Origin of the sequence: Brevundimonas faecalis, from assembly GCF_040549405.1 — a bacterium.
Lineage (GTDB): Bacteria > Pseudomonadota > Alphaproteobacteria > Caulobacterales > Caulobacteraceae > Brevundimonas > Brevundimonas faecalis.
In genome coordinates this window covers 203,992-226,828 of record NZ_JBEPTF010000001.1, presented here as the reverse complement: position 1 = coordinate 226,828, position 22,837 = coordinate 203,992, and the positions used below count along the sequence as shown (strand labels likewise).

The window sequence follows — 22,837 nt, the reverse complement described above, 5'->3', positions numbered from 1 at the left end:
GAGATTCCAGCGCTGCTCACTAAACCACACCAATCGATGACGGCGCACCAAGAATTTCAAAACGTCTCACGTTCTCAACAAGCAAAGACAGGGATTGTTCGTCACGTTCGTCGACGTATATGGTATTCAACAAATCCCTAGTTCTTTGCCAGATGACGCGATTCCCATAGACCTCCGCATCAATATCTAGATGTGCCTCGACCCCATCGACGTACGCGTCGACCGAATAGTTCTGCTCCGCCCAACTGCGGGCGCGCCGACCGGTCGCTTCCGCGAACTCGAAATTCTGAAGAGCCAGATCCATCCCGTATGCAAGACCTCGAATCTCGTCATCTTGTGGAATTTTCACCACTAGATCGTCAGGCACATCGGAATAGCACCCGACATCCGTAACCAATGTGAGCTTTCCGGATAGCAGGGATTCTATGAGCGTGGCCGATGCGCTTTCCGTCGGAGGATACCTCAGGCAGCACACGACCGCCGTGGCGTTCATATGCTGGGCGTAAGATTCCGATGAGACTCGCCCCACGACATTCAGATCCACACCCAAAGCAGATGCAAGATCAGTAATTTTCTTCTTGTATGCTTCAGAAATGGAGCCAACAACGTTGTATCGGATACGTTCTTTCAGCACACCAGAACTAGCTATACCTCGAATTACAGATTCGATTCTCTTATTCGAGTTTGCATCACCGAACGTCGAAACAATCATCCTGTCGTGAATGCATGATTTTTGTCCAACGTCGGGCACATCTACTTGGATTGGCGCTTTGTATGCAAGCGGCACCGAACTGACGGGGCCGAGAACAAGGCGCCTCATACGATCAGCTGCGAATCTTGAATGCGTGATAATTGAACTAAACTTGGGCGCAACCCACTCAAGCATAGGAAAGTTTTCAACACGGTGAGCGAGCACATCTTTTACAGATCGCAAGTCAAGCGGAACCAATTCACCATAAAGGATAGATAGAAATTCATCATGAGCATCTAGGCTCAACGAGCTTATCCATCCATAAAAAAGATCATATAAGTATACGTCATGGAAAATACCTACTCCTGGGAATTTATTGCAAATCTCTAGGACACCAACATGGTAATCGTAGTTATTTCCTACATTATAGAGAAATTTCGCCCCATCATCCCACAATGCACGGATCGCATTAATGTCGGTATATTCGACACAATCGGAAAACAGCGACTCCTTAATAGCTCCCGCCTCCGAAGAGACGACCACTACATCCTGATTGCGCGAGCCAAGCTCATCAACAATCATCTTGCTAAACTGAGCTATAGCCGATTTTTTACTTACGGGAGTGACCCAAACAATCAACGACATGACTCAAGCCCCAAAATCGTGGCGATGGAGTTATCCCAATTGAAGCCTAGCGAGCGCCAAGCCTCTCGGCCCGCGGAACCCATGGTCCGCGCAGCCTGGACGTTAGTGAACATGTCATCGAAAGCATCCGCCAGGCTCTTCGGGTCAGGGCTGACAACGCACCCCGTCACCCCGTGCTTCACGATCTCCAAGACACCACCGGCGTCATTGGTGGTGATCACCGGCTTGGACGAAAGATACGCCTCAACAGTCACGTATCCGTAAGAATCCTCAAGAAACGGGATATAGGCACAGGCCAGCGCGTTGTTAACATAGTTCGCAATTGTCTCTCTAGGAAGAAAGCCAAAGTCGAGCTTCACCCTATCCTTTAGGTCGAGACTTTCGACCTTGGACATCAAGGCGGTAACGTCAGCCTCGCTCTCAGGGGGACCCGCAATAATTAATTTCACAGAAGATCTGACATGCGCCATCGCATCGATTATCATCGCCTGGCGTTTCGCACCATTTATTCTGCCGCCAGCAAAAATATAGCCGTCATTACCGCAATCTTTAAATAGATGCTCATCATTTACAGGCAGAGGATTAACTGGGGCGTCAATGCCCATGTACGTGCTTAGACGCTCACTTACCGGGTGAGAAATGCAGGCAATTTGCTTCGCGCGACCGAAGGCCTCGGCGTCAAACCGACGTATTTGATCACGAAGAGCGACGCCGGCGGCATCATTCGGGATATTGCTTTGCCCCGCATCCCAGAGATCATAAGCTTGACGATATTGATGAACAAGCCATATGCGCATATTGCGATGCTGAATACCGTAATTTGGGAATTTTGACCCGATCACTACATCGTAGTGATCCAGATCAAGCATCTGGCTAATTTGCATTTCGGTCGCCAAGCGCGCAGGCGGCTCCCACCGCATGGGAATACGAACGAGATGCGCATCAATTGCTCGATGCCGCATCTCCCGAACGAAATTGACGGCCATCTCTTCGGCGCCGCCCCAAACAAATGGCACTTGACCATTGATGACGGCGACCTTCATGCGCCTCCCCCCGTCAATGTAATCCCCTGCACAAGGCTATTAGCGACACCTCTCCAGGCAACATCGTCATCGGAAGGAAATGGTAGCAATTTCGCCGGTACGCCAACTTCTTTCATTTCACGCTGCGTCCTTTTCGTCGCGCAGAAAACAGCACGTGCCTCCGCAATCGCTGCATTCATGCCCACGAAACTTGGAGACGATGAGCCTAGCGCAAAGACAAGATCATCACTTAATCGCCAGATTATTTTTTGACGATGATCTGCCACATCAGTAATTGGACTAATGGACAAAAACACATCGCTCCAACAATTCAGCTCCATGAGGCGAAGGCCGAAAAATTGAGGCAATATATTCAGACTTTCAAAGTTAAACGGGAAAAAGAACGCCTCGACCTCATGCCCCAGCTCTCGCAGCGCACCTGAAAGCCTGTCAACCGGCTTCTGAAGCAATTCATCATGATGGGCGGCAACGAGTATTTTCATCAGCAATTATTTCCAGACAGGGCAGTGACTAGTTAGCTGATTTGGGGAAATGCGCCAACGCTCCGCCTCCCCTCGCGACACGTGGACAGCGTTACCTGTCAGCGTTCGACGCAGAGCGCCACGCCCATGCCGCCGCCGACGCACAGGGTGGCCAGGCCCTTCTTCGCGCCCGAACGCTTCATCTCGTGCAGCAGGGTGGTCAGGATGCGCGCACCCGAGGCGCCGACCGGGTGGCCGATGGCGATGGCGCCGCCGTTGACGTTCACCTTGGCCGGGTCGAGGCCCAGGTCCTTGACCACGCACAACGACTGGGCGGCGAAGGCCTCGTTCGACTCGATCAGGTCCAGGTCGGCGACGGTCCAGCCGGCCTTCTCCAGCGCCTTCTTCGAGGCCGGGATCGGGCCCGTGCCCATGATGGCCGGGTCCACGCCCGCCGTGGCCCAGGAGGCGATGCGGGCCAGGGGTTCAAGACCGCGCGCCTTGGCTTCGTCCGCCGACATCAGCACCAGGGCGGCGGCTCCGTCGTTGATGCCCGAGGCGTTGGCGGCCGTCACCGTGCCGTCCTTCAGGAAGGCGGGCTTCAGCTTCTCCATCGCCTCAATGGTGGCGCCGTGGCGGATGTACTCGTCCTGATCCACGACCACGTCGCCCTTGCGGCTCGTCACCGTGACGGGGACGATCTCATCGACGAACTTGCCGGCCTTCTGGGCCGCCTCGGCCTTGTTCTGGCTGGCGACGGCGAAGGCGTCCTGGGCGGCGCGGTCGATGGACCACCGCTCGGCGATGTTCTCGGCCGTCTGGCCCATGTGATAGCCGTGGAAGGCGTCGATCAGGCCGTCCTGCAGCATGCTGTCCTTGAAGCCCAGCTCGCCCATCTTCTGGCCGTTGCGCAGTTGAGCCGTGTGCGGCGACTGGCTCATGCTCTCCTGACCGCCGGCGACGACGATCTTCGCATCCCCCTGAATGATCTGCTGATAGGCCAGGGCCACGGCGCGCAGGCCCGAGCCGCACAGCTGGTTCAGGCTCCAGGCCGGGGTCTCGTTGGGCAGGTCGGCGCCGATCGAGGCCTGACGCGCCGGGCCCTGGCCCGCCCCCGCCTGCAGCACCTGACCCAGAATGACCTCGTCGACGTCGGCCGGAGCCACGCCCGCCCGCTCCAGCGCGGCCTTGATCGCGACCTCGCCCAGCTTGGACGCCGGCAGGCTCGACAGGCCGCCGAGGAAGGAGCCGACCGGGGTGCGGACGGCGGAGACGATGACGACGTCGGTCATTTATTCACTCCCTGGAGAAATTTCTTGGAGGCGGTTGTGACTCATTCCCGCGCCCGCGTCACCTGTTGCGATGCAGCAATCAGCAAAACGTCATCTTCGCGCCGCAACATCCCCGCAACCCTCAGCGATGGAACAACGGTCGCGGCCGCGCTTTGAAGGAAACGCCATGCTGACGCTGCTGAAATCCCTGGCCCGGCGAGTCTGGACGCCCGACGACCTCGACATGATCGAGCACTACCAGACGCGCGCCGAAAGACTGGCCGACCTGTGGGTCCACGCCGTGGGCCTGGGCCTGGCGGCGATCGGCGGCGTGGTGCTGGCCGCCCTGGCCGGGGTCTATGGCGGGATCGGGGCGGCGGCGGCCACGGCCGTCTACGCCCTGTGCCTGGTGGCCATGCTGACCGCCTCGACCGTCTACAACCTGACGCACCCGTGCGCGGCCCGTCCGGTCCTGCGGCGGCTGGACGAAGCGGCCATCTTCCTGATGATCGCCGGCAGCTACACCCCCTTCACCACCCAGAGGTTCGAGGGCGCCTGGTCGATCGGCTTCACCCTGGCCGTCTGGGCCATGGCCCTGGGCGGGGTGGCGGCCAAGATGTTCGCCCCACGCATCTCCGACATCTTCTGGAGCGCCGTCTACGTCCTGTTCGGCTGGGTGGCCGTCTTCGCGCTGAAGCCGATGATCGAGACCGTCCACCCCCTGGCCCTGGGCCTGCTGGTCACGGGGGGGCTGATCTACACCGCCGGCGTCTTCGTCTTCATCAGCCGCAAGGTGCGCTTCCGTCGCGCCATCTGGCACGGCTTCGTCGTGGCCGGAGCGGGCGTCCACTGGGCCGCCGTCCTGATCGGGGTGGTCCTGGCGCCGGGCTTGGGCTGAACCCTTCCAGGACCTGACCGAGCGTCAAGCCTCTGGCGTTCGCGAGCGCGACGCGTGATAGTGCGGCGTTGCAACAACGCGAGAACAAGCGTGGCGGACAGAAAAAACGAGGGCGGGAAATCCCGTGACGGCGGCGTCGTCGTCATCAAGAAGTATGCGAACCGGCGGCTCTACAACACCGCGACCAGCGCCTATGTGACGCTGGAAGACCTGGCGCAGATGGTGCGCGACGAGGTCGAATTCGTCGTCTACGACGCCAAGTCGAACGACGACCTGACCCGGCAGATCCTGACCCAGATCATCTTCGAGGAGGAAAGCCGGGGCGAGGCCCTGCTGCCCGTGCAGTTCCTGCGGCAGTTGATCGGCTTCTACGGCAATTCGATGCAGTCGGTCCTGCCCTCCTATCTGGAGATGTCGCTGGACGCCTTCACCCGCCAGCAGGAGCAGATGCGCACCCAGTTCAGCCGCGCCTTCGCCGGCACGCCGGGCGGCGGCCTGATGGAGGAGGCGGTGCGCCAGAACATGGCCATGTTCGAACGCGCCATGAAGATGTTCCCCGGCTTCGCCTACGGCCGCGCCGAGGCCTCGGCCGAACCGGAAGCCCAGACCCAGGCCGAACCCGCGGCCAAGACCCCGCCCGCCACCGAAGCGAGCGCCCTGGACGAGATGCGTCGCCAGATGGACCAGATGAAGGCCCAGTTGGACCGCCTGGCCGGGGGCGACGAGCGGAAATGACGGACGGCGTGCGCCCTGTCGGCCCGATCGAGGGCCATGTGGTGCAGGAACGCCGCGAGGGCGAACGCCGCCGTCAACAGCGGCGCTCGCCTTCCGACGACACGCCCGAGGCCGAGGCTCGCGACCTGGTCCCGGCCGGGGAGCGGGTCGATCATGCCGCCTCCCCGGCAAAGCCTGCCGTCTCTCCGCCCGCCCCGCCCGCCGTCTTCGCCGCCCAGGTCATCGGCCAGGCGGGCCAGAAGCGCGGCCTCAAGGGCGGCCCTCCCGTGCTGGACGCAGCCCGCTCCAGCTACCTGGGCCGGGAATATTCGGGCCGGAACGACCGCCGCCCCCGCGTCGGAAAGGCGACCCGCACCGAGATCTGACCGACTGGCACACGGCTTGCGAAATCCCGGTCGACCTCGACCGGAACCTCGCCCATGACCGCCGCCCTCGCCTTCGCCAGCCGCCTGTTCGACGTCGCCGTCGTCGCCCTGGTCTTCGTCGCCTTCAGTTGACGCCCGCTTCTGACGCACCCTCAGCCTATCCTCCGCCCCTCGCGCCGGAGGGGAACGGGCATGACGAAAACGCGCCAGGATGCTGACCGCCCATTGGCGGTTTCAGACCTTTCAGACGATTCAGACCCTGTTTTCGGCGCCGGCCCCAACCGGCGACATGGCTCCGCCGTGTCCGATTTCGGACGATTCAGACCTTTCAGACCCTGTTTTTCGTCCCGCCCTCAGCGCGGCGTCAGGTCGAAGTCGCGGCGCGAGGCGATGATGGTGACGATGAAGCCCGCCAGGACATCCAGCATCACCATGGTCAGGACCAGGAAGAAGACCGACCCCGCGAAGCCCGGCAGCAGCAGGAACTCCACCAGGCAGACGACGAACAGGGTCATGGACAGGGCGTGGTTGACGATGGCCACCCTCTGGCTGGACGTCGATTTCAGCAGTTCCACGAACAGCAGCAACAGGGAGGCGAACAGGATCAGGTCGCCGACCTTGACCGCCCATTCGGCGCCCGAAGTCATGGGCAGGCGGAACAGGACCTCGTCCAGCACCCCGCCCCCTCCGCCCAGGAAGATCAGCAGGTTGTAAAGCGCGACCGGCACGATCAGCAGCGGTATGGCGACCAGCATGGCGTCCCCTCCAGAGCCCCATGCTTAACCCTGTTTCGGGTCCTCCGCCATATGGTCAAGCCGGCTTCAGAATTCGCTGATCGCTCCGGGTCGGCGCGACCGGGACTTCAGCCACATCACGCCCAGCAGGTCGGAGAAGGAAGCCCGCAGCCGTCCCCAGTTGGTGTATTTCGACCGGCCCGTCTCGCGGTGGCGGTGATCGACGTCCAGGTAGCGGTTCTCGTAGCCCTCGCGGATCATCAGGGCCGGCAGATAGCGGTGGATGTGATCGAAGTAGGGCAGGCGCAGGAAGGCGTCGCGCCGGAAGGCCTTCAGCCCGCAGCCCGTATCGTCGGCGTCGTCCTCCAGCAGCTTCTTGCGGATGCGGTTGGCCCACAGGGAGGCCCGGCGCTTGGCCTGGGTGTCCTGACGCTTGGCGCGGACCCCGCCGACCAGGGCCACGTTCGCCGGGGCGCCGATCAGGGCGTCGGCCAGGCGCGGGGCGTCGGCGGGCGGATTCTGTCCGTCTCCGTCCAGGGTGACGACGATGGGCGCGCGCGCCGCCAGGACGCCGGTGCGGACCGCCCGGCTCTGTCCGGCGTTGGTCCCGTGAGCCAGGACCCGCAGGGCCGGCAGTTCGGCCATGGCCGCCTTCAACTCGGCCAGGGTCGCGTCGCGGCTGGCGTCGTCGACGAAGATCATCTCATAGGACCGCCCGGCGAAGGCCTCGGCGATCTCGCGGGCCAGGGGCACGGCGGCGCCGGATTCGTCATGGACGGGCACGACGACGGAGATGTCAGGCGCGGAGGCTTTGCTGTCGGTCATTCCTGGCTCCATAGCGCAGCCGAGGGTTCAGCGAAACGGCGACGCGCGGCGTTCCGTCTCATGGCGCGCCGGACCGTCCGGGAGGATGCCTGATGCAAAGCCAAGGAGCCTCGCCGTGATCGTCGCCCGCGAACTGCCGCTCGCCCTGCCCCACCCGGCCCTGCCGACGGCAGACTGGGCCGACCGCTTCGACGTCGAGAACGTGGCCGGCCCCCTGACCGCCCGCCAGGCGCTGGAACGCATGACCGGACAGACGCCCGCCTGGATCCACCGGCTGATGGCCGTGCGGAACGGCCTGGTCCGGCTGGTTGGGCTGAAGACCGGCGACATCGACGGTTTCCCCGTCCTGGCCGAACGGGCGGAGGAAATCGTGGTCGGCCTTGACGACCGTCACCTGGACTTCCGCATCGTCCTCCGGGTGGAGCTCGCCGCCCCTTCGACATCGGCCCCGCAGTTGAAACACAATGTCAGCATCGCCACCCTGGTCGACCGCCACAACCTGTTCGGCCGGGCCTACATCCTTGTCGTCACCCCCTTTCACAAACGGATCGTGGCGCGAATGCTGGGCGCCCTTGCAAGCTGAAGCTTCCGGGCGCCGCGTCCGGCGTGATACGACAGGGCCATGAACCGCCCGAACCTGGATCATCTCATCGCCGGCTGGCGCGGCCCCGTTCTGGCGGCCCTGCTGACCCTGATCGCGGGCCTGCCTAGCCTGATGCTGCTGCCCCCGCTGGACCGGGACGAGAGCCGCTTCGCCCAGGCCACGGCCCAGATGCTGGAAAGCGGCGACTTCGTCGACATCCGCTTCCAGGACGAACCGCGCTGGAAGAAGCCGGTCGGCATCTACTGGATGCAGGCCGCCGCCGTGGCCTTGACCTCCGACGTCGAGGACCGAGCCATCCAGCCCTATCGCCTGCCGTCGCTGTTCGGGGCCATGCTGGCCGCCTGGGCGGTGGCCTGGGCAGGGGCCGCCCTGTTTGGCAATCGCGCAGGCTTTCTGGCCGGCGCCATGCTGGGCGCGACCTTCCTGCTGTCGACCGAGGCGGGCATAGCCAAGACCGACGCCATGCTGTGCGGCCTGACCACCCTGTCCATGGCCGCCCTCGCCCGCATCTACATGGCGACCCGCGCCAACGAGAAACCGGTGCGATGGCACAAGCTGCTGTTCTGGGCGGGCATAGGCCTGTCCGTCCTGATCAAGGGGCCCATCGGCCTGCTGGTCGTGGCCCTGTCGATCATCGCCCTGTCGGTCTGGGATCGGAACATCCGCTGGCTGGGCAAGCTGGGCTGGGGCTGGGGCCTGCCGCTGTTGGCCCTGCTGGTCGGGCCCTGGGCCATCGCCATCACCATCGCCACCGACGGCGGCTTCTGGCGTGAAGCCATCGGCGGCGACCTGGCGCCCAAGCTGGCCGGCGCGCACGAAAGCCACGGCGGCTTCCCCGGCATGTATGTCCTGCTGTCGCCCCTGCTGCTCTTCCCCGTCACCCTGATGCTGCCCGCCGCCCTGTCGACGGGCTGGAGCCGCCGCGCCGAACCGGCCATCCGCTTCGCCGTCTGCTGGCTGGTTCCCGCCTGGCTGATGTTCGAGATAGCCCCGACCAAGCTGTGGCACTACACCCTGCCCACCTTCGGCGCGATCGCCCTCCTGGCCGCCGCCGCCCTGATGCGGCCGATCGGCAAGGTCTCGCGCGTGACGGGCGCCCTGCTGGGGCTGTTCGCCGCCGTGGTCATCTGCCTGATCACCGTCTACGGCCTGACCGAGTTCGGCCGTTCGACCGCCCAGACCTGGGCGACCCTGACCATCGTCTTCGCCGTCCTGGCGGCGGCGGTCGGCGGCTTCATGCTGGTCAACCGGGCGGCCGCGACCGGGGTTCTGGCCGCCATCGTCTGCGGCGTCATCGCCCATGCGGGCCTGGCCGGCACCATCCGCCAGCTTCGCCCCCTGTCCATCGCCCCGCGCCTGGTGAAGACCCTGGAGTCGGCCGAGCTCAGCCCCCGCCAGGGCCGCTATCCGGGCCCGGTGGCCATCACCGGCTTCCACGAGCCCAGCTTCGTCTTCCTGACCGGCCGCGACACCCAGCTGACCGACGGCGCCGGCGCGGCCCGCGCCCTGGCCGAAGGCCGCCCCGCCATCGTCGAGACCCACGACGACGACGCCTTCCGTCGCGCCCTAGCCGAACTGGGCGCCGCCGGACGGGCCGTGGGCGTGGTCAGCGGCCACAACTATTCCTCGGGCGACGACGTGCGCCTGACCGTCTACGCCCCCGCCGGAGCGGGCGAAAGGAGCGCGCGCTGATGGGACGTTTCATCCAGATCGTCGAGGTCGGCCCCCGCGACGGCCTGCAGAACGAGAAGACGGTGCTGGAACCCGCCGTCCGCGCCGACTTCGTGCGCCGCCTCGAAGCCGCGGGCGCCAAACGCATCGAGGCCGTCAGCTTTGTCCATCCCAAGTACGTGCCCCAGATGGCCGGCGCCGAAGAGGTCATGGCCGCCCTGCCCCGCACCGAAGGCCGCAGCCGCATCGGCCTGGTGCTCAACGGCAAGGGCTATGACCGCGCCCTCGGCACGGGCGTGGACGAGGTCAACGTCGCCATGTCCGCCACCGACGGCTTCGGCCTGAAGAACCAGGGACTGAACGTCGATCAGCAGGTGCAGATGCTGGCCGACATCCTGGCGGGCCGCGCCAATGCCGAAGGCGCGCCCGGCGCGACGCCGAAGCTGTCGGCCACCCTGTCCTGCGTCTGGGGCTGCCCCTTCGACGGCGAGGTCTCGGTCGAACAGGTCAGCGATCTGGTCGCCCGCATCGCCGCCCTGGGCGTCGAGGAGATCGCCCTGGCCGACACCATCGGCGTCGGCGACCCGTGGAGTGTGACGAAGAAGGTCGAGGCCGCCCGCAAGGCCGCGCCCGACGCCACGCTGCGCCTGCATTTCCACGACACCCGCAACACCGGCCTGGCCAACGCCTACGCCGGGGTCGAAGCCGGGGTGGACATCCTCGACGCCTCGGTCGGCGGCATAGGCGGCTGTCCCTTCGCGCCCGGCGCCACGGGCAACATCGCCACCGAAGACCTCGTCTACATGCTGGAACGCGCTGGCTTCTCGACCGGCTACGACCTCGACAAGCTGATCGAGAGCGCTCGCTGGATCGGCGACCGGATCGGCAGATCGAATAGAAGCGCCCTGGATCGATCCGGACCATTCCCGAAGCGTTAATCTAGTCCGCTACCGTCCGAGGCCGATCAAGGAACAGAGCATTCGCCGCATACCCTGTTCCCACTGTCAGAACGTCGAGAGGCCCCAGTCGCGCTTCGGAAATCAGACAGTTCGGACTAAACTTAGAGCTTTTCGACAACGCTAAGGGTTGCCGTGTAGCGGGCTAGACGGCTCTATACAGATTAAGGAGAAGTCGATGCGCACGGCAATCGTGACAGGTGGAACCGGCGGCATTGGAATGGCGATATGCCGCCGATTGCTCGCCGAGGGGTTCCAGGTCACAGCCCTCTTCAGCCGTGACGAGGAAGCGGCGAAACATTGTCGTGATGAACTCGGCATCATGACGCTCAAGTGTGATGTCTCGCGTTTGGACGAGTGCGCTGCCGCGGTTCAAGAAGTGAACTCTAGCTCCGGCCCGGTGGACACTCTTATCAATAACGCCGGAATCTGCCGCGACGCCCCCTTCCACAAGCTCTCCGAGAACGACTGGGAAAGGGTCATCGGGACCAATCTCGACGGCCTCTTCAACATGACGCGTCAAGTTTGGGACGGGATGCGGGAGCAAGGATTCGGTCGCGTAATCAACATCAGTTCTATCAACGGGCTCAAGGGCCAATTCGGCCAAGCTAACTATGCGGCCGCCAAGGCTGGCGTTATCGGGTTCACGAAATCATTGGCCCTTGAGGGTGCCCGCAAGGGCATTACGGCGAACATCGTCGCTCCCGGCTATATCGACACCTCGATGCTGGGCGCGCTGAAGCCGGAAACCATGATGATGATCACTGACCAGATTCCCGTCGGGCGCCTGGGGCAGCCCGAGGACGTCGCACGCTGCGTTTCATTCCTAGCCAGCCGGGATGCAGGGTTCATCACGGGTGAAACCCTCAACGTCAACGGCGGCCAATATCTGAGCTAAGGAAAGCCTTTATGAACAATCCATTCGACGCCGGATACTACCTCTCTGACGAATTGAGAACTTTCGGCTTCCGCTCTGTCGGGGACAACGTCAAGGTCGCCAAGGACTGCTCCCTGGTAGGCCTCGGCAACATCGACCTCGGCGATCACGTCCGGATCGATAGTTATGCTTCCATCGTCGCTGTGTCGGGGTTTGTCCGCATAGGCCGCTATGTCCATATCGGCGGCGGCGCCTATATCGGCGGCGCCGGCGGCGTCACGATGGAAGATTTCGCCGGACTGTCGGGGGGCGTGTCGTTGTACTCTGCAAGCGACGACTATACGGGACGCGCCATGACCAATCCTACCGTCCCGGCCGCCTATACGGCAGTCAAGCGGGCGCCGATTGTGCTGAACCGTCACGTCATCATCGGCTCGGGCAGCATTGTGCTTCCCGGCTGCACGATCGGAGAAGGCTCTGCGGTCGGCGCCCTATCGATGGTGAACAAGAGCCTTGAACCCTGGGGCATTTACTCGGGCGCCCCTTGCAGGAAGCTGGCGCCTAGGAAGCAAGACCTCCTTGAAAAGGAAGCCCTGCTGATGGCCGCATCGGGTGATCGAACCTGATCCCTACAGGTTCAGCAGCGCCGGATCACCGCCCTGCGCCGCGATGTTGACGCTGATGGCCTTCTCCGCTGCATATCGGATCAGGCTGTTGGGGCCGCCGGCCTTGGGACCGGTGCCGGACAGACCTTCACCGCCGAAGGGCTGGACGCCGACGACAGCGCCGATGATCGAGCGGTTCACATAGACGTTGCCGGCCGGGACCAGGCGCACGACCTCGTCGGCGAAGGCTTCGATGCGGCTGTGAACGCCCAGGGTCAGACCATAGCCGCGCGCCGCCAGCTTGGCGGCGACCGATTTCAGATCCTTCGAGTCGTAGCGATAGACGTGCAGGATGGGGCCGAAGACCTCGCGCTCCAGGAAGTCCGGCGTGGGGATCTCGGCGATGGTCGGGGCGAACAGGTCGCCCTTGTCGGCGCCGGCTGGCAGGTCGGCGCGGGCGACGATCCTGGCCTCCTTCGACAGCCGCTCGACGTGAGCTTCCAGATTGGCGCGGCTTTCGGCGTCGATGACCGGGCCGATGTCGCTCTTGGGATCGGTCGGGTCGGCCACGACCTGGGCGGCCAGGGCGCCCTTCAGACCCTCGATCAGGGCGTCGGCGGCCTCCTTGGGCGCATAGAGGATGCGCAGGGCCGAGCAGCGCTGGCCGGCCGAACCGAAGGCCGACAGGATGACGTCGTCGATGACCTGTTCCTTCAGCGCCGTGGTGTCCACGAACATGGCGTTCAGGCCGCCGGTCTCGGCGATGAAGGGGATGATGGCGCCGGGACGCGCGGCCAGGCCCCTGTTGATGGCGCTGGCCGTGTCGGTGCCGCCGGTGAAGGCCACGCCGTCAATGCCGGGGTGATTGGTCAGGGCCGCGCCGACGACCTCGCCGCGACCGGGGACCAGGGCCAGCAGGTCGGGGTTCAGACCGGCCCTGTAGAAGAGGCGGACAGCTTCGGCGGCGATCAGCGGGGTCTGCTCGGCGGGCTTGGCCACGACGGCGTTGCCAGCGGCCAAGGCGGCGGCGATCTGACCGGCGAAGATGGCCAGGGGGAAGTTCCACGGGCTGATGGCGGCGAAGACGCCTCGGCCGTGCAGGACCAGTTCATTGGTCTCGCCGGTAGGCCCCTTCAGGGTCTGGCGTCCGCCGAAGTCGCGCTCGGCCAGCAGGGCGTAGTAGCGGCAGAAGTCGGCGGCTTCGCGCACCTCGGCCACGCCGTCGTTCAGGGTCTTGCCCGCTTCACGCGACAGCAGGGCGACCAGACGGTCCATGTCGGCTTCCAGCACGTCGGCCATGGCGCGCAGGATCGGGGCGCGACCGGCGCCGCCGATACGGTCCCAGGCGACCTGGGCCTCAGCGGCGGCGTTGACGGCGGCGTCCACGTCCTCGGCCGAGGCTTCCGACACATGACCCAGCACCTGCGAGCGGTCGTAGGGGTTGGTGACGTCCTGCGGGTTCACCCCGGCGCGCAGCTTGCCGCCGATGATCGGGCCGGAGGTCAGCTTCTCGCTGTCGACGCGCTCCAGGGCCTTGGCGTGGCGTTCGCGGTCGGCGGCCTGGGAATAGTCGCGGCCGAGAGAGTTCTGGCGATCGCCGTAGATGTTCATGGGGACGGGAATCCTGGGGTGACGGTCAGGTTGGGCCTCGACGGCCGTAATGGGGTCGGCGGCCACGTCGGACGCCGGAACGCGTTCGTCCAACAGGGCGTGGACGAAGGATGAGTTGGCGCCGTTCTCCAGCAGGCGGCGCACCAGATAGGGCAGCAGTTCTTCGTGGCCGCCGACGGGGGCATAGGCCCGCACGATGACCTTCTCGTCGGTCCAGGCCGCATGGGCGGCGTCGTAGAGGGCTTCGCCCATGCCATGCAGGCGCTGGTGCTCGATGACGACGCCGCGATCCTTGGCCATACGCCGCACAGCCGCCAGGGTGTGGGCGTTGTGGGTGGCGAACTGGGCGTAGATGTAGGGCGAGGCCTCGATCAGGGCCTTGGCGCAGACCAGATAGTTGAGGTCGGTCGCCGGCTTGGTGGTGAAGACCGGATAGTCAGTGCGGCCGTTGACCTGGGCCAGCTTGATCTCGGTGTCCCAATAGGCGCCCTTGACCAGCCGCACCATCAGACGACGGCCCGAGGACTTGGCCAGCTCGGCCAGCTTCTCCACCGTTTCGGTCGTGCGCTTCTGATAGGCCTGAACGGCCAGGCCCAGCCCCTTCCAGTCGCCCAGTTCCGGCTCCCGGGCCAACCGTTCCAGCAGCTTCAGCGACAGGGCCAGACGGTCGGCTTCTTCGGCGTCGATCGTATAGTTGATGTCATATTTGGCGGCGATCCGGGCCAGACGCAGGATGCGGGGATAGAGCTCCTCCCACACGCGGTCTTCCTGAACCGCCTGATAGCGGGGCGACAGGGCCGACAGCTTGACCGAGACGCCGTGGCCGGCTTCCGGCCCCTGACCCTTGGCGGTCCTGCCCACGGCCTCGATGGCGTCGGCGTAGATCTTCTCATAGCGCTCGGCGTCGGCGGCGGTGCGGGCGCCCTCGCCCAGCATGTCGAAGCTGCACAGCCAACCCTCGCGGTCCGAACGCTTCAGCGCCGCCTCGATGGTGCGGCCGACCACGAACTGCTCGCCCATGATCTTGACGGCGGTGGCCACGGCCTGACGAATGACCGGCTCGCCCAGGCGGCCCGCGATACGCTTCAGGAAGCCCGGCAGATCGGCCTTGGCCTCGTCATCCGCATCGACCAGCTTGCCGGTCAGCATCAGGCCCCAGGTCGAGGCGTTGACGAACAGGCTGTCCGACTGACCCAGGTGCGAGGCCCAGTCGGCCGAGCCGATCTTCTCGGCGATCAGGCGGTCGCGCGTGTCGGCGTCGGGCGTGCGCAGCAGGGCCTCGGCCAGACACATCAGGGCCAGGCCTTCGCGGGTGCCGAGCGAGAACTCCTGCAGGAAGCTCTCGACCACGCCCTGCTTCTTCTGGCTGGCGCGGGCCTGTTCGACCAGGACGACCGCGTCGCGGAAGACATCGGTCCGCGTCTGTCCCTCCAGGGGCGCCGCCGCCAGGAGAGCGGCGACGGTTTCACGCTCGTCGCGGTACTTGTCGCGGTCCAGATCGTCCCAATGGCGAAGGTCGTTCGGCGTCATATTCTCATCCGGGAAAGCACCCACAGGATTTTAGCGTATATGGCGGCCACGGCCGAAGGTGCATCGTATCGAGACGCAGGCAGGCGACGATTATTCAGGCAGACGCCGAGGTTTCACACAAAACCAAGAAAGACGGGCTTACAATCAGCCTCCCGTCACACTAGGCTCTCATCCTTGCTGAAGGCGCTGGACAGGACAAGCGTGGTCAGCCGATTCGTTAGGCTGTGCTCATAGGTTACGATGAACGGCGGCGCCCGCCCAGCCCATCGATCTTGACGCCGTCGGTGGCGGAAGGCGCGATCCCGAAAAGGTGAATCGAACCGATCTGCGACGAGCCGAACCCGTCTCGCCTTCGTCATCTTAACCGTCTAGAACTTCCGGCTCAGCGTAACGGCCCGGGGCCCTTTCGACTTCATGCGCATTGTTCTGGTCACCGACGCCTGGGAACCCCAGGTCAACGGCGTCGTCCGCACCCTGACTCGCACCGTGGCTGAATGCCGCGCCATGGGTCATGAGGTCGAGGTCATCGAACCCAGCCAGTTCAAGACCATCCCCTGCCCCACCTATCCGGAAATCCGTCTGGCCTTGGGCGCCGAGGAAGAGATTCGCGAGCGCTTGCGCGCCATCGAACCCGAAGCCGTGCACATCGCCACCGAAGGTCCGCTGGGCATAGCCACGCGCCGCATCTGCGTGGAGTGGAAGCTGCCGTTCACGACCAGCTATCACACCAAGTTCCCGGAATATGTCTCGGCCCGTTTCCCGATCCCGGTCCAGGTCGGCTACGCCTACATGAAGTGGTTCCACAAGCCGTCGGGCCGGCTGATGGTGGCGACGCCGACTCTGCGCGACGAACTGGTGGAGCACGGCTTCCGCAACGTCTCGCCCTGGACCCGAGGCGTGGACACCGATCTGTTCCGGCCCGACCTCGAGCCCATCTACAAGGAGATGGGCGGCGAGAACTGGCCCCGCCCCTTCTTCCTGAACGTCGGTCGGGTGGCCGTCGAGAAGAACATCGAAGCCTTCCTGGAACTGGACCTGCCCGGTACCAAGATCGTGGTTGGAGACGGCCCCGCCCGTGTCGAACTGGAGGCGAAATATCCCGAGGCCAAGTTCCTGGGCGCCCGCTTCGGCGAGGAACTCGCACGCTGCTTCGCCGACGCCGACGTCTTTGTCTTCCCCAGTTGGACAGACACCTTCGGCCTGGTGATCCTGGAGGCCATGGCCGCCGGCGCCCCGGTCGCCGCCTATCCGGCCCACGGTCCGATCGACATCATTCCTGGCTCCAACGCGGGGATCATCGACAAGGATCTGCGCACCGCCTGCCTCGAATCCCTAAAGCTCGATCCGGCCGTCGTCCGCGCCTATGCGGAAAAGTTCAGTTGGCGGGCCTCTGCCGAACAGTTCGTCGAGAATCTGCAGCCCTACCCTGAACCTGCACGCGGCCGTTTCTGGCGCCGCCTGCGGCGTATCGCCCGCCTGCGTCGTCGCGCCGCCGCCTAGCCTTCTGTTGAGCTCGACCGAAACGATCGGCGATCAACACCCCCGCGCAAAAGCAAAAGCGCCGCAGCCTTTCGACTGCGGCGCTTCTTTTTTGACGCCTGGCCCTGTTTAGTTCGGACGGGCCATCGAAGTCATGGCCGCGGCCTTGGCGCGCTCGGCCGTCAGTTGATCGGCCGGCAGCGGCACCAGGCCACGGTCCTGCAGATAGCCGCCGCGGGCGGCGGCGCCTTCCGACATGAACTCCTGGACGAACGGCTCCAAGCCGGGCGTCACGCCCACATGGGCCTTCTTGACGTAGATGTAGAGGCTGCGGGCCAGGGGATAGGTCCCGTTGGCGATGGTTTCGGCCGACGGAGCGATGCCGTCGATGGTCTCAGCCTTCACCGTGTCCATGTTCTGCTCCAGGAAGGAGAACCCGAACACGCCCAGCGAGCCCGGGGTGCGGGTCAGGGTCTGGACGATGGCGTTGTCGTTCTCGCCCGAGTCGATCCAGGCGCCGTCTTCGCGCAGGGTGTGGGTCAGGGTCTCGAACTTGGTCTTGTCGTCCTTGAAGGCGGCGACGGCGGGGATCAGCTTGCCGCCCGGCGCCATGCCCAGCTCCAGGAAGGCGTCGCGCGTGCCCGAGGTGGGCGGCGGGCCGTAGACCTGGATGCGCTGGTTCGGCAGGCCCTTGTTGACGTCGTTCCAGGTCTTGGCCGGGTTGGCGATGAAGGCGCCGTTCGGACCAGGAACTTCCTTGGCCAGGCCTTCATAGAGGTCGTTCAGCTCGAAGTTGAAGCTGTTGCCGGTACGCGCGGTGGCGATGACGATGCCGTCGAAGCCGATCTTGATCTCGACGATGTCGGTCACGCCGTTCTGGGCGCAACGGTCGAACTCGCTCTGCTTCATCGGACGCGAGGCGTTGGCGATGTCGGGGGTCGAGGGGCCAACGCCGGCGCAGAAGGCCTGGATGCCTCCGCCGGTGCCCAGCGACTCGATGCGCGGCGCAGCGCCGCCCGAGGTGCGGGCGAAGTTCTCGGCCACGCGGGTGGCGAAGGGGAAGACGGTCGAGGAACCGGCGGCCCAGATGCCCGCACGGGCCTTCTGGCTGCCGGGGGCCGCAGCGCCGCCCTCGTTGTTTCCGCAGGCCGCCAGGGCGGCCAGGGCCGCCGCGCAGGCGGTGATTTTCAGGGAACGGATCATTGGCCGGACCTCTCCAGACGTCAGTTGGCGACGCTTAGAGCAGCGAATTGTGACGGTCCGGCCAGACCTTTGTGACAGTCAGAGCAAACCTTGAAGCCGAGCGCGTCTTCAGGTCAGAGCAGGCGCTTGCGCATGACCTGCGACAGGGTGTCGATCAGGGTCACGGCGACGACGACGATGATGACGATCGCCGATACGGCCTTGAAGTTGAAGGCGTTCATGCTGTCGAACAGCACCTGGCCGATGCCCCCCGCGCCGATCAGGCCCAGGACGGTGGCCGAACGGCTGTTGGACTCGAAGCGATAGAGGGCGAAGGAGGTCCACAGGGGCGCCACCTGGGGAATCACGCCCCAGACGATCTCGTGCAGCTTGGTGGCGCCGGTGGCGCGCACGCCCTCGACCGGCCCCTTGTCGATCGACTCGACCGCTTCCGAGAACAGCTTGGCCAGGACGCCGGCCGTGTTCAGGGTGATGGCCAGAACGCCGGCCAGAGGGCCAAGGCCCACGGCGGTGACGAACAGCAGGCCGATGACCAGGTCGGGCACGGAACGCAGCAGGTTCATGACCCAGCGCACCGGGGTCACGACCCAGGCCGGCGCCATGTTGCGAGCGGCGGCCAGGCCCAGGGGAATGCCGAACAGCACGGCCAGGAAGGTGCCCCACAGGGCGATCTGGACCGTCTCCCACATCTTGCCCACGAACATCTTCCAGTCGGAGAAGTCGGGACGCAGCAGGTCGTGGACGAACAGACGCGTGCTCTCATTCCCCGAGAACAGGCGCGAGATATTGCCCAGGTCGACGGCGTCGACGCTGTAGAGCAGGACGGCGATCACGCCGCCCCAGACCAGGACATCCATCGCCCAGGAGACGGCGGATTTCTGCGGCGCGGCAGGGACAGCCGCAGGCGTCAGCGGAGCAGAGGTCAAGGCTGGACCTCGCGCAGGCTGCGCAGGCGCTGAAGCTCGGCGGTCGCGGCGGCGACGCCGGCCTTGTCGCCCTTGGCTTCGGCTTCACCGCGCTTCTGGTCAGCGATCATCTCACGGATCGGGTTCAGGTAGCTGTCGTCCGCAGCGGCGAAGCGCGAATATTCCAGGCCGGCCAGGACCTTGCGCTGACGCTCGGCTTCCGGGCCTTCGCCCTGGCCGTAGGTCAGGAAGAAGCTGCGGATCTTTTCCTTCACGACCGGATCCAGATCTTCGCGCACGACGATGCCGCTCTCGGGGATCGGCGGCGAGACCCAGATTTCCTCGATCTGATCAGCCAGTTGCGGGTTCTCGCGGCGAATGAAGATGGTGTTGACGCTGTTCGAGGTCGCCACGTCGATCACGCCGGTGGCCACGCCGAAGGCGTTGGCCTGATGGTTGGCCGAGCGGACCGTCTTGAAGCACTGCGACGGCACGACGCCGCGCGCGTTGAACAGGAAGGTCATGGGCGCCAGGGTGCCCGAAGTCGACTGGGCGTCGCCGATGCCGAAGTTGTACTGCTTGCCGCAGGCCAGCACCTTGTCCAGCGTGATGCCCGAGCCCTTCTTGACGATCAGGGTCGACTGGTAGCTGTCCAGGCCTTCGCGGTTGACCGTACGGGCGATGACCTCGGCGTTGGCGCGATCGATGGCCTCGACCTCGGGCTTGGCCGAGAACCAGCCGACCTGAGTGTGGTTGCCGCGCATGGCCTCGACCAGAACCGTATAGTTCGAGCCGAAGTAGGGCTTCACCGGCACGCCGATCGCCTTGGACATGTCGTCCAGCAGCGGTTGCCACAGGGGACCAGACGAGGCCTGACCTTCGGCCGACAGGATGGAGAAGGTGATTTCGGTCGGAGCAGCGCCCGACTTGCCCTCTTCGCCCTTGCCGCAAGCGGCGAGGCCCAGGGTCAGAGCGGCGACGGCGGCGACGCCCAGAAGGCGGCGGGTCATAGGGGTGCGGGTCATGCCTTGGCTTCCCAGAACGCGTCCTCGTATTCGGGACCGTAGATTTCAATCAGGCGCTTGGAGTCGAGACCGGTCGAGGGACCATCATAGACCACCTTGCCCTTCTGCAGGGCGATGACGCGGTCGCAATATCGGATAGCGTAGTCGACCTGGTGCAGGGTGACGATCACGCCCATGCCGTCGCGCTTGTTCAGTTCGACCAGAAGCTCCATGACCTTGCGGGCCGAAACCGGGTCCAGCGAGGCGACGGGCTCGTCGGCCAGGATCGCCTGTGCGCCCTGGACGATGGCGCGGGCGATGGCGCCGCGCTGCTGCTGGCCGCCCGACAGGGTGTTGGCGCGCTGAGCCGCATAATCGGACACGCCGACGCGGTGCAGGGCCGCCATGGCCTTGTCCTTGTCGGCCTTGGGCCAGACGCCGAAGACGCCCCGCCAGCCCGGCAGACGCCCGAGCGCGCCGAGCATGACGTTGGAGAAGAGCGACAGACGCCCCACCAGATTGAACTGCTGGAAGATCATGCCAAGGCGGCCGCGCGCCTTGCGCACGGCGCCCGTGATGCGGCCGTTCTGCTGAACGGTCTCGCCGAACACCTGGATCGTCCCCTTGCCGGGATCGATGGGGTGCAGGCCGGTGATGGAGCGCAGCAGGGTGGACTTGCCCGATCCGGACGGACCGATCAGGGCGACCATTTCGCCGGCGGCCACTTCGACGGACACGCCGTCGAGCGCCTTCCTAGCTCCATAGGTCTTCGACACATCCCGTACGGACGCGACGGCGGCGGTTGAAGAACTCATGAACCCGTGGGTGTCGGTTGCAACAGGGGGCGCCGCATGACGCTTCAGACGCGTTTCGGCAAGTCTTAATGGCATGCCTGCGTCGATTTCGTCCAGTACGCGGCGCCCGCGCGACGCCCGAGGCCCCGCTTCGCCACAAAATTTCCACTTTACATGACAGGCCAATGACCCCATATCGCGCGTTCCGGCGGACCCCGTAGGTCCCAACTTGCGCCGCTAACGCCGGTCTGGGTTAACAATCATCAGGGGGTTACGTGAATTGCGCACGTACCAACTTCCCCTGGACCTGGTCCGTGAGCGGTCCCCTGAACGTCCCGTCGCACTCGTGCGACCGCGTTCGGTTTCCGTAGCGGCGCGCTGGTTCCAGGATAATCTGAAAGCCGACGTCTTCTATGCGGTGAAGGCGAACCCTTCGCGCTGGGTCATCGAGACCCTGGTCGAGCAGGGCGTCAACGCCTTCGACGTCGCCTCGCTCGCCGAGATCGAGCTGGTTCGCTCGGTCAGCCCGAACGCGCGCCTGGCCTTCATGCACCCGGTCAAGAGCCGCGGCGCGATCCGTGCCGCCTACGCCGATCACGGCGTGCGCACCTTCGTGCTCGACAGCCATGACGAGTTGCAGAAGATCATCGAGGCGACCAACGACGCCGACGACCTGAACCTGGTCGTGCGCATGGCCGTCTCGGCCGACGGCGCCGCCTATTCCCTGTCGGGCAAGTTCGGCGTCTCGCCGGACCAGGCCCCCGCCCTGCTGCTGGCCGTACGCCAGGCGGTCAAGGACGGCCTGATGGGCGTCAGCTTCCACGTCGGCTCGCAGTGCATGCGCCCCACGGCCTATGAAGCCGCCATGTCCCAGGTCGGCCGCGCCATCAAGAAGGCGGGCGTCTTCGTCGACATCGTCGACGTCGGCGGCGGTTTCCCCTCGGTCTATCCGGGCATGGTCCCGCCGGATCTGCAGGAATACGCCGACGCCATCCATCGCGGCTTCAACGAGATGCCGGTGTCGGAAACGACCGAGCTCTGGTGCGAGCCCGGCCGGGCCCTGGTGGCCGAGTCCTCGTCGGTGCTGTGCCGCGTGGACCTGCGCAAGGGCGACGCCCTGTATCTGAACGACGGGTCCTATGGCTCGCTGTTCGACGCCACCCACTCGCGCTGGCCCTTCCCGACCAAGCTGGTCCGTGACGCCGAAGCCTCGTCGGAGTTGAAGCCCTTCCGCTTCTACGGTCCGACCTGCGACAGCATCGACCACATGCCGGGTCCGTTCTGGCTGCCGGCCGACGTGCAGGAAGGCGACTTCATCGAAATCGGCATGCTCGGCGCCTACGGCGTGGCCATGACGACCGGCTTCAACGGCTATGGCGAGCACGAGATCGCCGCGGTCGAGGACGCCCCGATGGCTTCGCTCTACGGCCTGGCCCCGCGTTCCATCCCCACGGTCCGCACCTCGGCCGAGGAAGCCGCCCGCAAGGTAGTCCGCCTGTCGCGTCCCAAGGGCAAGGCCGGCGCGCGCAAGCGCAAGCGCTGAAGCAACCTTCGGGTTCGAAAGACATGGAGCCGCGATCCGAACAGGGTCGCGGCTCTTTCTTTATGGCGCCCATCGTCTCGCACACAGGGAACTGCAGCCCCGCTTTCCGCCTTGTTTCAGAAACGACGGAGGCCGACATGAGCGAAGAAGACCAGGCCGAGGCTCGCCGGAAGGCGCTGGAAGGCACGGATTCGGGATCGGACACCCGGGCAGGCTCCCTGCGAGGCGGCTCGGCCTCGGGCTCGGACATCGATCCGGATCAGGATGAAATCAACGCCGCCCTGGCCGACGAAGGTCGGCGCATGGCCCAGGAAGCGGCTGACCGCGACGCCTCCGCCGTTGCGAACGACGATCAGAAGTCGCTGAACGGTTGAACCGCCTTGCTGC

At 64.9% G+C, this 22,837-nt stretch carries 22 protein-coding genes; 11 read left to right on the top strand and 11 right to left on the bottom strand.

The genetic code is table 11. The features are described 5' to 3' along the window. Positions 1–19: 19 nt before the first annotated feature. From ABIE19_RS01000 to ABIE19_RS00985, 4 genes are all read right to left on the bottom strand, one after another. Positions 20–1,336, bottom strand: coding sequence for a glycosyltransferase (locus ABIE19_RS01000; protein ID WP_354087247.1), 1,317 nt, complete (start codon positions 1,334–1,336; stop codon positions 20–22). Then, positions 1,327–2,379, bottom strand: a complete 1,053-nt coding sequence (locus ABIE19_RS00995; protein ID WP_354087246.1) for a glycosyltransferase family 4 protein — start codon at positions 2,377–2,379, stop codon at positions 1,327–1,329. The genes ABIE19_RS01000 and ABIE19_RS00995 overlap by 10 nt, the downstream gene beginning before the upstream one ends. Beyond that, positions 2,376–2,861: a hypothetical protein gene (locus tag ABIE19_RS00990; protein WP_354087245.1), complete on the bottom strand. Its 486-nt coding sequence runs from the start codon at positions 2,859–2,861 to the stop codon at positions 2,376–2,378. Before ABIE19_RS00990 ends, ABIE19_RS00995 begins: the two co-directional genes overlap by 4 nt. A 98-nt stretch (positions 2,862–2,959) precedes the next feature. Next, positions 2,960–4,132 carry an acetyl-CoA C-acetyltransferase gene (locus ABIE19_RS00985; protein WP_354087244.1) on the bottom strand — a complete coding sequence of 391 codons (1,173 nt, stop codon included), beginning with the start codon at positions 4,130–4,132 and terminating at the stop codon, positions 2,960–2,962. A 166-nt stretch (positions 4,133–4,298) separates the two neighbouring features. Between ABIE19_RS00985 and trhA the strand changes: the two genes are divergently transcribed. From trhA to ABIE19_RS00970, 3 genes are all read left to right on the top strand, one after another. Beyond that, the gene (gene trhA, locus ABIE19_RS00980) at positions 4,299–5,009 is read left to right on the top strand and encodes a PAQR family membrane homeostasis protein TrhA (protein ID WP_354087243.1); all 711 of its coding nucleotides are present in this window, start codon (positions 4,299–4,301) and stop codon (positions 5,007–5,009) included. Positions 5,010–5,099: 90 nt separating this feature from the next. Continuing rightward, a complete protein-coding gene (phaR, locus tag ABIE19_RS00975; protein WP_354087242.1) occupies positions 5,100–5,744 on the top strand; it encodes a polyhydroxyalkanoate synthesis repressor PhaR in 645 nt (214 codons plus the stop codon). Further along, positions 5,741–6,109: a hypothetical protein gene (locus ABIE19_RS00970; RefSeq protein WP_354087241.1), complete on the top strand. Its 369-nt coding sequence runs from the start codon at positions 5,741–5,743 to the stop codon at positions 6,107–6,109. Before phaR ends, ABIE19_RS00970 begins: the two co-directional genes overlap by 4 nt. Positions 6,110–6,462: 353 nt before the next feature. Here the strand turns inward: ABIE19_RS00970 and ABIE19_RS00965 are convergent, their stop codons facing one another. Together ABIE19_RS00965 and ABIE19_RS00960 are read right to left on the bottom strand one after the other, a co-directional pair. Further along, positions 6,463–6,864: a hypothetical protein gene (locus tag ABIE19_RS00965; protein ID WP_354087240.1), complete on the bottom strand. Its 402-nt coding sequence runs from the start codon at positions 6,862–6,864 to the stop codon at positions 6,463–6,465. A 66-nt stretch (positions 6,865–6,930) separates the two neighbouring features. Continuing rightward, the gene (locus ABIE19_RS00960) at positions 6,931–7,668 is read right to left on the bottom strand and encodes a glycosyltransferase family 2 protein (RefSeq protein WP_354087239.1); all 738 of its coding nucleotides are present in this window, start codon (positions 7,666–7,668) and stop codon (positions 6,931–6,933) included. A 115-nt stretch (positions 7,669–7,783) separates the two neighbouring features. On the opposite strand from ABIE19_RS00960, the gene ABIE19_RS00955 reads away from it, so the two are divergent. The 5 genes from ABIE19_RS00955 to ABIE19_RS00935 all read left to right on the top strand — a co-directional run bounded on the left by ABIE19_RS00955 (position 7,784) and on the right by ABIE19_RS00935 (position 12,402). Further along, positions 7,784–8,251: a DUF2867 domain-containing protein gene (locus tag ABIE19_RS00955; RefSeq protein ID WP_354087238.1), complete on the top strand. Its 468-nt coding sequence runs from the start codon at positions 7,784–7,786 to the stop codon at positions 8,249–8,251. 39 nt (positions 8,252–8,290) lie between these two features. Beyond that, on the top strand, positions 8,291–9,964 hold the full coding sequence (locus ABIE19_RS00950; RefSeq protein WP_354087237.1) for an ArnT family glycosyltransferase: 1,674 nt from the start codon (positions 8,291–8,293) through the stop codon (positions 9,962–9,964). Beyond that, on the top strand, positions 9,964–10,881 hold the full coding sequence (locus ABIE19_RS00945) for a hydroxymethylglutaryl-CoA lyase (RefSeq protein WP_354087236.1): 918 nt from the start codon (positions 9,964–9,966) through the stop codon (positions 10,879–10,881). Before ABIE19_RS00950 ends, ABIE19_RS00945 begins: the two co-directional genes overlap by 1 nt. 196 nt (positions 10,882–11,077) lie before the next feature. After that, positions 11,078–11,797 (top strand): acetoacetyl-CoA reductase, encoded by a 720-nt coding sequence (gene phbB / locus ABIE19_RS00940; protein ID WP_354087235.1) that lies wholly within the window; start codon positions 11,078–11,080, stop codon positions 11,795–11,797. Positions 11,798–11,808: 11 nt separating this feature from the next. Next, positions 11,809–12,402, top strand: a complete 594-nt coding sequence (locus ABIE19_RS00935; protein WP_354087234.1) for an acyltransferase — start codon at positions 11,809–11,811, stop codon at positions 12,400–12,402. Between the two features lie 3 nt (positions 12,403–12,405). Here ABIE19_RS00935 and putA read toward each other — a convergent pair whose 3' ends face one another. Continuing rightward, positions 12,406–15,522, bottom strand: coding sequence for a bifunctional proline dehydrogenase/L-glutamate gamma-semialdehyde dehydrogenase PutA (gene putA / locus ABIE19_RS00930; RefSeq protein WP_354087233.1), 3,117 nt, complete (start codon positions 15,520–15,522; stop codon positions 12,406–12,408). A 414-nt stretch (positions 15,523–15,936) separates the two neighbouring features. On the opposite strand from putA, the gene ABIE19_RS00925 reads away from it, so the two are divergent. After that, on the top strand, positions 15,937–17,022 hold the full coding sequence (locus ABIE19_RS00925) for a glycosyltransferase family 4 protein (RefSeq protein ID WP_354087232.1): 1,086 nt from the start codon (positions 15,937–15,939) through the stop codon (positions 17,020–17,022). 108 nt (positions 17,023–17,130) lie between these two features. On the opposite strand, the gene ABIE19_RS00920 is transcribed toward ABIE19_RS00925, so the two are convergent. The 4 genes from ABIE19_RS00920 to phnC all read right to left on the bottom strand — a co-directional run bounded on the left by ABIE19_RS00920 (position 17,131) and on the right by phnC (position 20,928). Continuing rightward, on the bottom strand, positions 17,131–18,204 hold the full coding sequence (locus tag ABIE19_RS00920) for a substrate-binding domain-containing protein (RefSeq protein ID WP_354087231.1): 1,074 nt from the start codon (positions 18,202–18,204) through the stop codon (positions 17,131–17,133). 113 nt (positions 18,205–18,317) lie between these two features. Then, a complete protein-coding gene (phnE, locus tag ABIE19_RS00915; RefSeq protein WP_354088566.1) occupies positions 18,318–19,061 on the bottom strand; it encodes a phosphonate ABC transporter, permease protein PhnE in 744 nt (247 codons plus the stop codon). 65 nt (positions 19,062–19,126) lie between these two features. Continuing rightward, positions 19,127–20,134: a phosphate/phosphite/phosphonate ABC transporter substrate-binding protein gene (gene phnD / locus ABIE19_RS00910; protein WP_354087230.1), complete on the bottom strand. Its 1,008-nt coding sequence runs from the start codon at positions 20,132–20,134 to the stop codon at positions 19,127–19,129. Next, complete coding sequence (gene phnC / locus ABIE19_RS00905; RefSeq protein ID WP_354087229.1) at positions 20,131–20,928, bottom strand: phosphonate ABC transporter ATP-binding protein; 798 nt, start codon at positions 20,926–20,928, stop codon at positions 20,131–20,133. Before phnC ends, phnD begins: the two co-directional genes overlap by 4 nt. A gap of 259 nt (positions 20,929–21,187) precedes the next feature. Between phnC and ABIE19_RS00900 the strand changes: the two genes are divergently transcribed. Together ABIE19_RS00900 and ABIE19_RS00895 are read left to right on the top strand one after the other, a co-directional pair. Beyond that, positions 21,188–22,450: a type III PLP-dependent enzyme gene (locus ABIE19_RS00900; protein ID WP_354087228.1), complete on the top strand. Its 1,263-nt coding sequence runs from the start codon at positions 21,188–21,190 to the stop codon at positions 22,448–22,450. Between the two features lie 137 nt (positions 22,451–22,587). After that, positions 22,588–22,824 (top strand): hypothetical protein, encoded by a 237-nt coding sequence (locus ABIE19_RS00895; protein WP_354087227.1) that lies wholly within the window; start codon positions 22,588–22,590, stop codon positions 22,822–22,824. Positions 22,825–22,837: the final 13 nt, after the last annotated feature.

Excerpts from the sequence above, each read along its gene's own strand:
- ABIE19_RS00945 (WP_354087236.1), top strand. The coding sequence starts at position 9,964 with ATGGGACGTTTCATCCAGATCGTCGAGGTCGGCCCCCGCGACGGCCTG.
- ABIE19_RS00920 (WP_354087231.1), bottom strand. The coding sequence starts at position 18,204 with ATGATCCGTTCCCTGAAAATCACCGCCTGCGCGGCGGCCCTGGCCGCC.
- phbB (WP_354087235.1), top strand. The coding sequence starts at position 11,078 with ATGCGCACGGCAATCGTGACAGGTGGAACCGGCGGCATTGGAATGGCG.
- ABIE19_RS01000 (WP_354087247.1), bottom strand. The coding sequence starts at position 1,336 with ATGTCGTTGATTGTTTGGGTCACTCCCGTAAGTAAAAAATCGGCTATA.
- ABIE19_RS00995 (WP_354087246.1), bottom strand. The coding sequence starts at position 2,379 with ATGAAGGTCGCCGTCATCAATGGTCAAGTGCCATTTGTTTGGGGCGGC.
- putA (WP_354087233.1), bottom strand. The coding sequence starts at position 15,522 with ATGACGCCGAACGACCTTCGCCATTGGGACGATCTGGACCGCGACAAG.
- phnC (WP_354087229.1), bottom strand. The coding sequence starts at position 20,928 with ATGAGTTCTTCAACCGCCGCCGTCGCGTCCGTACGGGATGTGTCGAAG.
- trhA (WP_354087243.1), top strand. The coding sequence starts at position 4,299 with ATGCTGACGCTGCTGAAATCCCTGGCCCGGCGAGTCTGGACGCCCGAC.
- ABIE19_RS00990 (WP_354087245.1), bottom strand. The coding sequence starts at position 2,861 with ATGAAAATACTCGTTGCCGCCCATCATGATGAATTGCTTCAGAAGCCG.
- ABIE19_RS00950 (WP_354087237.1), top strand. The coding sequence starts at position 8,291 with ATGAACCGCCCGAACCTGGATCATCTCATCGCCGGCTGGCGCGGCCCC.
- ABIE19_RS00965 (WP_354087240.1), bottom strand. The coding sequence starts at position 6,864 with ATGCTGGTCGCCATACCGCTGCTGATCGTGCCGGTCGCGCTTTACAAC.
- ABIE19_RS00960 (WP_354087239.1), bottom strand. The coding sequence starts at position 7,668 with ATGACCGACAGCAAAGCCTCCGCGCCTGACATCTCCGTCGTCGTGCCC.
- phnE (WP_354088566.1), bottom strand. The coding sequence starts at position 19,061 with ATGGATGTCCTGGTCTGGGGCGGCGTGATCGCCGTCCTGCTCTACAGC.
- ABIE19_RS00895 (WP_354087227.1), top strand. The coding sequence starts at position 22,588 with ATGAGCGAAGAAGACCAGGCCGAGGCTCGCCGGAAGGCGCTGGAAGGC.
- ABIE19_RS00935 (WP_354087234.1), top strand. The coding sequence starts at position 11,809 with ATGAACAATCCATTCGACGCCGGATACTACCTCTCTGACGAATTGAGA.
- ABIE19_RS00970 (WP_354087241.1), top strand. The coding sequence starts at position 5,741 with ATGACGGACGGCGTGCGCCCTGTCGGCCCGATCGAGGGCCATGTGGTG.
- ABIE19_RS00925 (WP_354087232.1), top strand. The coding sequence starts at position 15,937 with ATGCGCATTGTTCTGGTCACCGACGCCTGGGAACCCCAGGTCAACGGC.
- ABIE19_RS00985 (WP_354087244.1), bottom strand. The coding sequence starts at position 4,132 with ATGACCGACGTCGTCATCGTCTCCGCCGTCCGCACCCCGGTCGGCTCC.
- phnD (WP_354087230.1), bottom strand. The coding sequence starts at position 20,134 with ATGACCCGCACCCCTATGACCCGCCGCCTTCTGGGCGTCGCCGCCGTC.